A 12,611-nucleotide genomic window follows, 5' to 3' on the forward strand; every position below is an offset into this window, starting at 1 on the left:
CGTGAGCGCTCCGGTCGCCGTCGTCACCGGCGGAGCCAACGGGCTCGGCCGGGCGGTCGTCGAGCGGCTGCACGCCGACGGCCACCGGGTCGCCGTCGCCGACCTCGACGGCGACGCCGCCCGCACCGTGGCCGGGCGGCTCGACCCGTCCGGAGCGACGGCCGTCGGCATCAGCGCCGACATCGCCGCCCCGTCCGCCGCGGAGGAGCTCCTCGCGGCGGTGCTCGACACGTTCGGCTCGGTCCAGGTGCTGGTCAACAACGCGGCGCTCACCCGCGCCACCCCGCTGCTGGAGATCACCGCGGACGAGCTCGCCGACGTCGTCGGGGTCAATCTGAACGGCACCTTCCGGGCCTGCCAGGTGTTCGGCCGTCACCTCGCCGGGGCCGGCTACGGCCGGATCGTCAACATGGCGTCGCTGGCCGGTCAGAACGGCGGCACCGCCACCGGCGGGCACTACGCCGCGTCCAAGGGCGCGGTCCTGTCGCTGACCAAGGTGTTCGCCCGCGACCTCGCGGCCCGCGGCGTCACGGTCAACGCGGTCTCACCGGGTCCGCAGGACGGCCCGGTCGTCCGGGCGATCGTCGGGGAGGACCGGCTCGCCGACTACACCGCGTCGGTCCCGGTCGGTCGGCTCGGCGACCCGGCGTTCGTCGCCCGGATGGTCGCGCTGCTCGCCGACCCCGCCGCCGCCTCGGTCACCGGCGCCTGCTGGGACGCCAACGGGGGCCTGTACCTGCGCTGAGGGCGCCCACCGAACGAGAGGACTCCTGCCATGACCACGATCCCGGTCCGGGTCGCCGACGTCGTCGACGAGGCGGACGGCATCCGCAGCCTGCGCCTGGTGCGCCCGGACGGGCGGCCGTTCGGGCCGCACCGGGCGGGCGCGCACGTCGACGTCGTCGGCCCGACCGGGGTGCTGCGCCAGTACTCGCTGTGCGGCCCGCCCGACGACGCCGCGTCGCTGCTGATCGCGGTCAAGCGCGAGCGTTCCTCCCGCGGCGGGTCGGCGGCGCTGCACGAGGTCGCCCCCGGCGACGAGCTGCACATCGGGGTGCCCCGCAATCTGCTCGGTGTCGACCCCGACGCCGACCGGCACGTGCTCGTCGCCGGTGGCATCGGGGTCACCCCACTGCTCGGCATGGCGCACGCGCTGCACCGCGCCGGCGCCGACTTCACCCTGCACTACTTCGCCCGGTCGCGGTCCGAGGCGGCCTTCGCCGACCTGCTGGAGACCGGCTTCGCCGGGAGGGTCCGCCTGCACCTGGGCGTCCCGCGCGCCGGGCACGCCGCCGTCCTCGGCCCGGTCGCGGCCGGGCTCGGTCCCGGTGCGGCCGTCTACACCTGCGGGCCGGAGGGCTTCATGGACGGCGTGCGCGCCGTGTTCGCCCCGGTCGTCGGCGACGACCGGGTGCACGTCGAGCGGTTCTCCGCCACCGAGGTCGACACCAGCGGCGACACCGCCTTCACCGTCGCGCTCGACACCGGGGAGGAGTTCGAGGTCCCCGCGGACCGGTCGATCCTCGAGGTGCTCACCGACAACGGGATCGAGGTCTTCCGATCCTGCGAGGAGGGCGTCTGCGGCTCCTGCGTGTCCGGCGTCGTGGAGGGCGTGCCCGAGCACCGCGACAGCTGCCTGTCCGCCGCGGACCGGGCCGCGGGCGACCAGATCGCACTGTGCGTGTCGCGCGCCCGTACCCCGCGGCTCGTCGTCGAGCTGTACTGACCCGGCGGCGTCACCCGTGCTCCCGGCGGAACACCTCACGACCGGCGAACCAGGTCGCCAGGACCCGGGTCCACGCGATCTCGTCGTGCGGCACGGTCAGCGGGTCGGCGTCGAGCACGGCCAGGTCGGCCGAGCGGCCCGGGGTGAGCGCGCCGGTGACGTCGTCGATCCCGGCGGCCCGGGCCGCGCCGAGGGTCGCCGCGTGCAGCGCCTCGGCCGGGGTCAGGGCCTGCTCGGGCCACAGCGCGCCCGGCGCGGTGCCGATCGGGTCGGCCCGGGTGACCAGCCCCTGCAGGCCCGGCCACGGGTCCGGCGATCCGACGACCGGCCAGTCCGAGCCGACGGCGAGCAGCACCCCCGACCGCAGCAGGTCCCGGTTGGGGTGGATGCGCCGCGCCCGCTCCCGCGGCACGCAGGCGCAGATCGCCTCGACCACCGGCGAGGGGAACCACAGCGCCGGGGACAGGTCCGCGACGACACCCAGCGCGGCGAGCCTGCCCAGGTCGGCGTCGGCGACGTACTGGCCGTGTGCCAGGTGGAAGCGGGTGCCGGTGTGCCCGGCCGCCCGGACCGCGGCGACGGCATCGAGGAACACCCGGACCGACCGGTCGCCGGTGCAGTGCACCTTGGCCCCGATCCCCGTCGCCGCGAAGCCCAGCAGGTGCCCGGTGAGCTCCTCGGTGGTCATCGCGGTGTGTCCGCGCCAGTCGTCGCCGTGGGTGTCGTCGGGCAGGTAGGGGTCGAGGAACGCTGCGGTGCGCGAGGGCGGGATGCCGTCGAGGAAGACCTTCACGAACGTCGGGCGGTGCCGTCGCCCGGCCAGCGGCAGCGCCTTCTCGACCAGCTCGGCGCCGACCGGTGCGGACCCGAACACCGGGTCGAGTACCGGCATCGAGGTGACCGCCCAGGCGTCGAGCCGGTCCTCGGAGTCGAGCCGGTGCAGCGCCTGCAGCAGCGGCAGCGACGACGCCGCGTCCTGGAACCCGGTGACGCCGTGGGAGTGCAGGATCCCCACCGCGTGCCGGACCGCCTCGGCGTCGTCCACCCCGTCGCCGTCGGCGGCGCAGACCCGCTCGACGGCGACCGCGGCGGCCTCGACGAGCACCCCCGCCGGGCTACGGCCGTCGGCGTCGCGCAGGATCCGCCCGCCCGCCGGGTCGGGGGTGTCCACGGAGATCCCGGCCCGGTCGAGCGCCGCGGAGCTGACCCAGCGGTTGTGGCAGCTGTCGTCGCGCAGCAGCACCGGCCGGTGTCCCGCGGCGGTGTCGAGGCGGGCCAGCACCCCCGGCGCGGCGAGTGCGTCGAGCAGCCCGCAGTCCCAGCCACCGCCGACCAGCCAGGCGCCCTCCGGGAGTCCGGCCGCGCGCCGGGCGACGGCGTCGAGCAGGGCGCCGACCCCGGCGTCGCCGGCCAGACGCAGCTCGGCGAGCTCCGCCCGGCCGGCGACGAGCACGTGGTTGTGCACGTCGACCAGGCCCGGGACCAGCACGGCGTCGCCGTGGTCGACCCGGTGGGCCCCGGTAGGGGCGGCGTCGAGCAGCTCGTCACCGCCGACGGCGACGATCGTCTCGCCGGCCGTCGCGAGGACGGTGGCGGCCGAGCCGTCGGGTGTGTGGACGCGGGCGGCGCGGTGGACGGTGTCGATCCCGGTCACGGGCGGGTCCCTCCTGGGCGGGGTGCGGGGGAGCGGAACGGATCAGTGCAGGGCGGGGTCGTCGTGTGCCGGTTCCGGTGCGACGGCCGTGCGGCGTGCCCCGCCGAGGACGACGCCCCCGGCGAGCACCACCACGACCAGGGCGAGCAGGACGCCGGCCAGGCCGGCCGACCCGCCGATCAGCGTGGTGAAGTTGACCAGAACCAGGGTGAGGATCCCGGCGATGCCGAGCAGCCCCAGCGTCGGCGCGACCCGGGTGTTCCAGCTGCGGGTGTCGGCCCGGGTGCGGGCGAAGAACACCAGCACCGCGACCGCGGTGAGCAGCATCAGGACGAGCACCGCGACCGTCGCCAACCCGGACATCCAGGGGAACAGCGTGGTGACCGGGTCACCGCCGGCGACGGCGAACAGCGCCAGTACGAGTACCGCGGACACGGTCTGCACGAGCGAGCCGACGTGCGGGGAGCCGTGGCGGGGGTGGGTCCGCGACAGCACCGTGGGCAGCGCCCCGCGGCGACCCAGGGAGAACAGGTACCGGGCGACGGCGTTGTGGAAGGCAAGCAGCGCGGCGAACAGGCTGGTCAGCAGCAGGATCGGCAGCATGTCGGCGAACCACGGGCCCACGTAGGTGGCGGCCGCGGCGAACACCAGCCCGGTCGGGTCGGCCTGCGCGGCGGCCTCGACCCGGCTCGGCCCGAACGCGACGACGACCGCCCAGCTGGCGACGGTGTAGAACGCGCCGATGAACAGCACCGCCACGTAGGTCGCGACCGGCACCGTGCGGCGCGGCTCGCGGGCCTCCTCGGCGTAGATGGCGGTCGCCTCGAAGCCGACGAACGAGGCGACGGCGAACATGACCGCGATGCCGGGTGCCCCGGACAGGAACGTCGTGGGGGAGAACGAGCCGGGCGACCAGCCCTCCGGGCCGCCGGTCACCAGGATCCCGGCGACCAGTGCCGCGACCACCGCGACCTCGACGACGAGCAGCGTGCCCAGCACCTTGGCGCCGACGTCGATGCTGCGGTAGCCCAGCAGCGCGACGACGGCGACGAGCACCGCGGCGAGCAGCCACCACGGCAGCTCCGGTCCGCCGAACTGCACGACGATCCCGCGCAGCGTCACCGCGGCGAGGCCGTACACCGCGGCCTGGATGGCGGTGTAGGCCAGCAGCGCGAGCCCGCCCGCGCCGAGCCCGAGCCGGGAGCCGAGACCGTGGGAGACGTAGGCGTAGAACGCCCCCGCGTCGACGACGAAGTGGCTCATGGCCGCGTAGCCGACACTGAACAGCAGCAGCACCACCGCGACCAGCGCGTAGGCCAGCGGCACACCGGGCCCGTTGGACCCGGCGAGCATCACGGGCAGCGCGCCACCGACGGTGGTCAGCGGGGCCGCGGCGGCGACCACCAGGAAGACGATCCCCGCGACGCCGATGGAGCCGCGCAGCGAGTGCCCGGGGTCAGCCACGTCGCACCCCGCGGTCGGTCGCGGTGCCGGGACGGTTCGCGGTGCGGGTCGGGCGCGGTGTCATCGGGTTCTCCTCGGTCACGGGTGGGAGAAGGCTGGTCCGCGCTCGTGCCTCCGACAAGGCCCCGCGCCGGGCCGCCGCGCCCCCGCCGCACGGGCCGCACCCGTCGGCCCGCACCGGCGATCCGGCCGCCGACCTGCGGATCCGGCCCCGCCGACGGCGACGTCCGCCCCCGGTCCCGCCCGCCCACCCGTGCGCCGACGGTCAAGGCGCACTGCGCCCAGGTCCAAGCCGCCCACCACCCGTCACCCCGGAGGCACCGATGACCGACACCGCCCCGTGGCCCGCCCCGCCCGCGTCCCGCGACCTCCGTGCCTGGTCGCGCACGGTGGGCGACCACTTCCCGTCGCTGCGGCTGACCGCGCACGGCGCCGTCGACCGGTTCGCCGGGCACGGCGTCGTCCGGCGGTCCGGGCCGCTGGTGCTCGGGGACCTCGCCGCGGGCACCGCGCACACGGTGCGGCGCGTCCCGGGCGGCGAGCGCCTCGGCCTGTGCAAGGTCTCCTACCAGCTCGCGGGACGCTCGGTGATCACCCAGGACGGGCACCGCACGGTGCTGCGGCCGGGTGACATGGTCGTCTACGACGTCGACCTGCCCTACGCCGTGGACAACGAGGCGGGGTTCCGCAGCCTGGTGCTGATGCTGCCGCGCAGCGACCTGGGCCTGGACGGCGGACCGGGGGAGGGCAGCGGGGTGCGGATGTCCGACCGCGACGGCCTCGGCCTGCTCCTCGGGCCGATGCTGCGCCAGCTCGCGGCCGCCGAGGAGCTGCTCACCGGGACGCGGGCGCCCCGGGTCCGCCGGGTCCTGACCGACCTGCTGGCCGCGGCCGTCGCCGAGCGCCGTCGCGACGGGCACCCGGCCGGGCCGCTCGCCCCGGTCCTGGACTGGCTCGACGACCACCTCGCCGACGACGACCTCTCACCCGGCCGGGTCGCCGCGGCGCACTACATGTCGACCCGGCGGCTGCAGGAGCTGTTCCGGGCCGAGGGCACCTCGGTGTCGTGCTGGGTGCGCGCCCGCCGTCTGGAGCGCTGCCTGCGCGACCTGCGGGACCCGCTGCTGGCGGGCGAGCCGGTCGGGTCGACCGGGCGCCGGTGGGGCTTCACCGACCCGGCGCACTTCTCCCGCAGCTTCCGCGCCCGCTACGGAGCGACACCGGGGCAGGTGCGGTCCTCGGAGGGCACGACACCCGCCCTGCGGTGACCGGGCGGACCCCGATCAGCGCCGCCGGCGCAGCAGTCGGTGGGCGACGACGGCACGAGCAGCCGACCCGCGCCGGCGGGTCAGTTCCCGCCCGCGCCGCCGCCCGGACGGCCCGGCGTCGCCTCGACGGTGGCCTGCGGCAGCAGGACCTGCTGGCCGTCGTCGAGGCCGGACCGGACCTCGGTGAACTGGTCGCCGACCAGGCCGGGGACGAACTGCCGGGTCACCGCGGCGCCGTCGTCGCCGGGCACGTCGACGACCGAGCGGCCGCCCTCCTGCCGGACGGCGGTGTTCGGCACCCGCAGCACCCCGTTGCGGGCCTCGGTGCGCACGTCGGCCTGCGCGGTCTGGCCGTCGCGCAGCTGCGGGTCGGTGCGGTTCAGCACGACGGTCGCGTAGTAGCTCACGACGCCCGACAGCTGCGTCGCGGTCGGCGCGACCGCCACCACGGTCGCCGGCAGGCTCACCCCGGGCAGCGCGTCGACGGTGACGTCGACGGTCTGGTTCGGGGCGACCCGGGCGGCGTCGCTCTCCTCGAACGGGACGACCAGCTGGTAGGTCTGCAGGTCGTTGAGGGTGAGGAACGGCGCCCCGCCCGCCGCGGACGCGCCGCCACCGGTGGCCCCCGCGCCGCCCGAGGCCGCCGACGCCGACCCGACGGCCTGCGGGATCCGGGCGTCGGTGCCGGGGGCGAGCGCGGTCGCGGCGCTCGCGGCGGGCACGACGTCACCGACCGCGCCGTTGATCGCGGACACGGTGCCCGCGACCGGGGCGCGCAGCAGGGTGTCGTCGAGCGCGCGCTGGGCGTCGGCGAGGGTGTTGCGGGCGTCGGCGACCACGGCGTCCTGCACCGCGACGTCGGCCGGTGCGTCGTTGTTCGCCCCGGTGAGCTGCGAGCGGGCGTCGGACACCGCGCTCTCGGCGTTCGCGATCGAGACCCGGCCGGAGGCGGCGCCGGTGTCGCGGGTGCCCTCGGCCTGCGCCAGCGCCGTCTGCGAGGTGATGACCTGGCCCTTCGCCGTCGTCACGGCCTGCTCGTCGGTGGCGACGGCGGTGCAGGCCGGGTCGGTCGTCGCCGCGCCGAGGCCGGACCCGCCCGAGGTGCCGGACCCGCCGGACAGACCGCCGAGCAGCCCGCCGCCGGACGGGGCGGCTGTGGGCTCCGGGGTCGCGGACGCGGTGCTGCCGCCGGAGCGCTTGCAGGCCCGCCGGTCGGTCTCCAGCTTCTCCTGGGCCGCGGCGAGCTGCTTGCGGTCGAAGGAGAGCTGGACCCTCGCCCGCTCGACGGCGGTGTCGTTCGCCGCGTTCTGCGCCCCGACCTGGTCGCGGGTCGCGGCCAGTACCGACTCGGCCGAGGCCAGCGACGCCTGCGCGGCCTCGACGGTGTTCGCGCCGGTCAGCTTGCCCAGCGACGCCTGCTGCTGGTCCAGCCCGGCCTGCGCGGCGGCGACCTGGGACAGGGCCTCGGCGTCGTCGAGCCGGGCCAGCGGCTGCCCCGCCGCGACGGTCTCGCCGACCTCGACCAGCAGCTCGGTGACCCGGCCGCCGTCGGTGAACCCGAGGTTCTGCTGGGTGATCGACACCAGCGACCCCGACGCCGACACCCCGGTGGAGACCACACCCCGGTCGACGACGGCCGTCGGCGGCGGCTGGTCCCCTCCGGTGCAGGCCGTGAGGCCGACGAGTCCGGCGAGCAGCAGGCTGCCCGCGAGCCGCAGTCGGGTCATGAAGTGCTCCTCGGTGCTGTCGCGGGCGCTGTCACTGGTGCCGCAGGGCGTCGATGGGCCGCATCCGCGCGGCCCGGTTGGCGGGGAAACCGCCCGCGAGCAGACCGATCAGCAGGCTCACCCCGAAGGCGAGCACCACCGATCCGGCCGACACCGTCGGGGCGGGGAAGTCGGGTACGAGGCGGGGCAGGACGATCCCGGCCAGCACGGACACACCGACGCCGACCAGGATCCCGATGACCCCGCCGATGCCGGTGAGGACCATCGCCTCGATGAGGAACTGCTGCAGGATCGCGCGGCGGCGCGCGCCGATGGCCTTGCGGATGCCGATCTCGCGGGTCCGCTCGGTCACCGTGACCAGCATGATGTTGGCGACGCCGATGCTCCCGACCAGCAGCGAGATGCCCGCGACCGCCGCGACGAAGATCGTCACGAAGCTCAGGACCTGCGAGGACTGGTCGAGCAGGCTCTGCAGAGCGGTGACGGTGTAGTCGCGGTCCTGCGGGTCGTCGATGCGGTGCCGGTCGTCGAGGACCGTCGTGACCTGCTCGACCGCCTGCGGCACCGCGTCGGTGGACACCGCGCGCACGGTGATCTGGTCGACGACGTCGCCGCCACCGGTCAGGTAGGCGCGCGCGGCGCCCAGCGGCATGACGGCGACGTCGTCCTGCTGGCCGTTGGCGGCGAGCACGCCGATCACCCGGAACGAGGTGCGGCCGATCCGCACCTCCGAGCCCAGCGCGTCGCCGGCCCGGCCGCCGAACAGCGTCGCCACCGGGTTGGGGCCGAGCACGACGACCTTCGCCCGGGTCGTGGCCTGCCGGTCGTCGAAGAACGACCCGACGACCAGCTCCCGGTTGGTGATGTCGAGGTAGTCGGCGTCGGCGCCGGTCACGCCGCTGCGGACGCTCCCGCCACCGGCCAGCTGCAGCTGCGCCGAGCCGGTCACCGTCGGGCTGACCGAGGCGACCGCCGGCGCGGAGGCCCGGTCCCGCAGGGCGCGGACGTCGGCGTCGGTGAGGTCGCGCGGGGTGCCGCCGCCGCTGATGCCACCGCGGTCCGGGGTGATCTGGATCTGGTTGGCGAGCGGGCCGAACGCGTCGGCGACGAAGCGCTGCAGGCCGTTGCCGAACGCGACCAGCACGATCACCGCGGCGACCCCGATGATGATCCCGAGCATCGTCAGCAGCGACCGCAGCGGCCCGGCCCGCAGGCCCCGTACCGCGATCCGCGCGGACTCCCAGATCGTCATCGGCGCTCGTCACCCACGATCCGGCCGTCGCGCAGGGTCACCACGCGCTTGGCGAACTCCGCGACCTCGGGCTCGTGGGTGATCAGCACGACGGTGCGGCCGCTCTCGTTCAGCTCCACGAACAGGTTCATGACGTCGGTGGTCGAGGCGGTGTCGAGGTTCCCCGTCGGCTCGTCGGCCAGGATCATCGAGGGGTCGGTGACCAGGGCACGGGCCACCGCGACGCGCTGCTGCTGGCCACCGGAGAGCTCGTTGGGCCGGTGGTCGCCGCGGTCGCCGAGCCCGACCCGCTCCAGCGCGCGCCGCGCCCGGCCCCGGCGGTCGCGCCCACCGGCGTAGACCAGCGGAAGCTCCACGTTGGCCAGCGCCGAGGTGCGCGGCAGCAGGTTGAACGACTGGAAGACGAAACCGATCTTCTGCAGCCGGACGTCGGCGAGCCGGTTGTCCGACATCCGGCCGACGTCGATGCCGTCGAGCCGGTAGGCGCCGGAGCTCGGCACGTCGAGGCAGCCGAGGATGTTCATCATCGTGGACTTGCCCGAGCCGGAGGGGCCCATGATCGCGACGAGGTCGCCGTCGTCGACGTGCAGGTCCACGGCGTCGAGTGCGCGCAGCTCGAGGGTTCCGGTCCGGTAGACCTTGGAGACCCCCTCCAGCTCGATCACGATTCCGGAGATTACGCACGGGGCGGTTCCGGGAAATGGTCGGGTCGCCGTCGGGAATGGTGTACAGAATCGCGTCGTCACCCGATCGGGTGGATGGTTGTGCAGGGCCGTCACCTGCGGGTCGTCGATCAGTTAACGCGGAATCGTCCCCATTCGGCGGCCGAGGGCGGGGAGGTGTCCCCGAAACGGCGTCGCGAATTCGTGACCACCTCGTGACCGGTCCCGCCGCGGATGCGGCCGGGCCCGTCCGGCTACGGTGCCGTGGACCGACGCCGGGAGGCCGCATGGGCGAGCGACGACACCTGCTGGAGGGGCTCGCCGGCCCGACCGTCGCGCTGGAGGCGGTGAACCGGGCCACCCACGAGTTCACCGGCAGGCAGGCCCGGCGGGCGGGGCTGCACCCGACCGACCTGTGGGCGCTGCGGCTGCTCGACGTGCACGGCTCGCTCGGGCCGACCGAGCTGGCCAGGCGGCTGGACCTGCGGCCGGCCTCGACCACCGCGCTGATCGACCGGCTCGAGGCGGCCGGCCACCTCGAGCGGGTGCCCGACCCGCACGACCGGCGCCGGGTCACCGTGCGCTCGCGGGAGGAGTCCTTCCGCGCGCGGCTCGCGCAGTGGGAGCCGGTCGTGCGGGCCCTCGACGACGTCGCCCGCCGCCTCTCCGCCGACGAGGGCGAGGTCGTCGAGCGCTACCTGCGCGCGGTCGCCGCCACGCTCGACGAGCTCGGCGCCGGGTAGTCCGGGAGCCGGAACGCGTCGACCGCGCCGGTCGGGGTGGCCCCGAGCAGCCCGGTGACCCGCTTCCCGGCCGGGCTCGCGACGGCCCGGAACGCGGTGCGCAGCGTCCGGATCCCGGCCCGGGTCCGCGGGTTGGCCAGCGTCAGTGGCGGCAGTTTCTGCGCCTGCTCGGTCGCGGGCCTCAGCAGCTCCTCGTAGCGGCGCAGTGCGCCTGTGGTGTCGCCGGGGCGGGAGGCCAGCTCCCCGGCCAGTACGTAGGCACCGATCAGGGCCAGGCTCGTGCCCCCGCCGCCCAGCGGCGACGGGCAGTACGCGGCGTCGCCGAGCAGAACCACCCGTCCCGAGCTCCACTGCGGGGCCGTGACCTGCCCGACGGCGTCGAAGTACATCGGGGCCCCGTCCGGCCCGTCGCCGAGCTCGCGCAGGATCCGCGGGGCGACCCAGCCCGCGTCGGCGAAGGTCTGCCGCAGCACGGTGCGGACGTCGGCGTCGCCGAGGGTCTCCAGGCCGCGCACCCCGGACAGGAAGGTCAGCATGGCGCGTGTGGTGCCCAGGTTGTCCGGGCGCAGGTGCACCCCGCGCGAGCCGGTCTCGTGGAACCAGTTCCACCAGGCGTCGTCGTCGGCGGTGCGGGGGATCGTCAGGTAGGCGCCGTACAGGCCGGTCTCACGGACGGTGACGTCGTCGAACACCAGGTCGCGGGTGCGCGACCGCAGCCCCTCGGCGACCACGACGAGGTCGGCGGTGACCGTGGTGCCGTCGTCGAGGGCGACGCGGGCCGGGCCGTCGCCGGCACCCCGGTCCTCGACGCCGGTGATCCGGGTGCCGAACCGGAACGTCGTGGACGCCGGTGCGGCCTCGACCAGCACCCGGGCCAGCTCGCCGCGCAGGATCTCCAGCTCGGCGGTCGGACCGTCGGTCGACCCGGTCGGGTCCATCGGGATCTCGGCGACCGGGCGCCCGTCGTCGCCGATCACGCGGAAGCCGACCTCGCGGGTGCCGGCGGCCCGCACGGCGTCCTCCAGGCCCATCCGGCGCAGGACCTCGCGGGCGGTGCCGCGGACGTCGATGTTGTGCCCCTCGTCGCGCCGCCGCGGCGCGCGCTCCAGGACGGTCGTCCGCCAGCCGTACGCGGCCAGGCGCAGGGCGAGCGCGGAGCCGGCGATGCCGGCGCCGGAGATGAGGGCGTGCCGGGAGGAGGTCATGGTAGTTAGATGACCGAACTACCGGGTCGGCTAAACCCGCGCGACGATCTCGTCGGCCACCCAGCGGGCGACGCCCTGCGGGAACGGGGCGGGCAGCCCGAGGACCACGTGCCCGAAGCCCGCGCCGACGGCGGCGGACACCCGCTCGCGGGCGTCCGCCGGGTCGTCGTAGGAGACGCCCAGGTGGATCGACCGGGTGATCTCCGCCGGGTCCCGGTCGATGTCGGCGCACAGCTCGTCGAGCAGCGCGCTGCGGGCGACGGCGTCGTCGAGGTCGCCGCCGGGGATGTTCCAGACGTCGGCGTGCCGGGCCGCGATCCGCAGCGTCGCCCTGGCCCGTCCGCCGATCACGATCGGCGGACGGGCCTGCACCGGCTTCGGGCTGCCGAACGCGCCGGTGAGCCGCACCTGCTCGCCGTCGACGTCGAACGGCTCGGTCTCGGTCCACAGCCGCCGGATCACCTTGCAGGCCTCGTCGAGCGCGGTGACGGCGTCGGCGGTGGCGGCGAAGGGCAGGCCGTGCGCCTCGTACTCGCGGCGGGCGAGCGGGTGGTCCGGGCGGGACCCGACGCCGATGCCCAGGTCGAGCCGTCCGCCGGAGACGACGTCGACCGTCGTCGCGATCTTGGCCAGCACCGCGGGTGGGCGGAACCGGTTGCTGGTGACCAGCAGGCCCAGACGCAGCCGTCGGGTCCGTGCGGCGAGCGCGGACAGGGTGGTCCAGCCGTCGAGGGTCGGTCCCAGTGGGTCGCCACCGATCGGCATGAGGTGGTCGAACAGCCAGGCGTGCTCGATGCCGGGCAGTTCGTCGGCCTCCAGCCAGACGCGCAGCAGGTCGTCGTAGGTGGTCTGCATCTGGGCGGTCATGATGCCGATGGACGCTCGGGACACGGGAACTCCTGTGCGGGGC

General features: G+C 75.6%; 11 protein-coding genes. 4 read left to right on the plus strand and 7 right to left on the minus strand.

Annotation, left to right across the window (positions count from 1 at the left end; translation table 11 throughout):
* The first annotated feature begins 1 nt into the window (after position 1).
* Together KPF22_RS09325 and KPF22_RS09330 are read left to right on the plus strand one after the other, a co-directional pair.
* The gene (locus KPF22_RS09325) at positions 2-745 is read left to right on the plus strand and encodes an SDR family NAD(P)-dependent oxidoreductase (protein ID WP_208825337.1); all 744 of its coding nucleotides are present in this window, start codon (positions 2-4) and stop codon (positions 743-745) included.
* Positions 746-775: 30 nt separating this feature from the next.
* Positions 776-1,726: a PDR/VanB family oxidoreductase gene (locus tag KPF22_RS09330; protein WP_208825339.1), complete on the plus strand. Its 951-nt coding sequence runs from the start codon at positions 776-778 to the stop codon at positions 1,724-1,726.
* A 10-nt stretch (positions 1,727-1,736) separates the two neighbouring features.
* Here the strand turns inward: KPF22_RS09330 and KPF22_RS09335 are convergent, their stop codons facing one another.
* Positions 1,737-3,380: an amidohydrolase gene (locus KPF22_RS09335; RefSeq protein WP_224401765.1), complete on the minus strand. Its 1,644-nt coding sequence runs from the start codon at positions 3,378-3,380 to the stop codon at positions 1,737-1,739.
* A 42-nt stretch (positions 3,381-3,422) separates the two neighbouring features.
* Positions 3,423-4,844, minus strand: coding sequence for an APC family permease (locus KPF22_RS09340; protein ID WP_224401766.1), 1,422 nt, complete (start codon positions 4,842-4,844; stop codon positions 3,423-3,425).
* A gap of 323 nt (positions 4,845-5,167) precedes the next feature.
* On the opposite strand from KPF22_RS09340, the gene KPF22_RS09345 reads away from it, so the two are divergent.
* Positions 5,168-6,112, plus strand: coding sequence for a helix-turn-helix domain-containing protein (locus KPF22_RS09345; protein WP_224401767.1), 945 nt, complete (start codon positions 5,168-5,170; stop codon positions 6,110-6,112).
* Between the two features lie 80 nt (positions 6,113-6,192).
* Here KPF22_RS09345 and KPF22_RS09350 read toward each other — a convergent pair whose 3' ends face one another.
* Genes KPF22_RS09350 through KPF22_RS09360 form a run of 3 tightly spaced genes read right to left on the minus strand, consistent with a single transcriptional unit; the run spans position 6,193 to position 9,756 of the window.
* The gene (locus tag KPF22_RS09350) at positions 6,193-7,839 is read right to left on the minus strand and encodes an HlyD family efflux transporter periplasmic adaptor subunit (RefSeq protein WP_224401768.1); all 1,647 of its coding nucleotides are present in this window, start codon (positions 7,837-7,839) and stop codon (positions 6,193-6,195) included.
* Positions 7,840-7,870: 31 nt separating this feature from the next.
* Entirely contained in the window at positions 7,871-9,091 is a 1,221-nt protein-coding gene (locus KPF22_RS09355; RefSeq protein ID WP_208821044.1) for an ABC transporter permease, read from the minus strand.
* On the minus strand, positions 9,088-9,756 hold the full coding sequence (locus KPF22_RS09360) for an ABC transporter ATP-binding protein (RefSeq protein ID WP_062396789.1): 669 nt from the start codon (positions 9,754-9,756) through the stop codon (positions 9,088-9,090). The genes KPF22_RS09355 and KPF22_RS09360 overlap by 4 nt, the downstream gene beginning before the upstream one ends.
* A 284-nt stretch (positions 9,757-10,040) precedes the next feature.
* Here KPF22_RS09360 and KPF22_RS09365 point away from each other — a divergent pair, with 284 nt between their 5' ends.
* Positions 10,041-10,496, plus strand: a complete 456-nt coding sequence (locus KPF22_RS09365) for a MarR family winged helix-turn-helix transcriptional regulator (protein ID WP_224401769.1) — start codon at positions 10,041-10,043, stop codon at positions 10,494-10,496.
* Here the strand turns inward: KPF22_RS09365 and KPF22_RS09370 are convergent.
* Both KPF22_RS09370 and KPF22_RS09375 read right to left on the minus strand, forming a co-directional pair.
* Entirely contained in the window at positions 10,448-11,701 is a 1,254-nt protein-coding gene (locus KPF22_RS09370) for an FAD-dependent monooxygenase (protein ID WP_224401770.1), read from the minus strand. The two genes, KPF22_RS09365 and KPF22_RS09370, sit on opposite strands and share 49 nt — an antisense overlap.
* 30 nt (positions 11,702-11,731) lie before the next feature.
* Positions 11,732-12,556 carry an LLM class flavin-dependent oxidoreductase gene (locus KPF22_RS09375; RefSeq protein WP_255624553.1) on the minus strand — a complete coding sequence of 275 codons (825 nt, stop codon included), beginning with the start codon at positions 12,554-12,556 and terminating at the stop codon, positions 11,732-11,734.
* Positions 12,557-12,611 lie beyond the last annotated feature (55 nt).

The organism is Pseudonocardia sp. ICBG1034 (assembly GCF_020131375.1).
Lineage (GTDB): Bacteria > Actinomycetota > Actinomycetes > Mycobacteriales > Pseudonocardiaceae > Pseudonocardia > Pseudonocardia alni.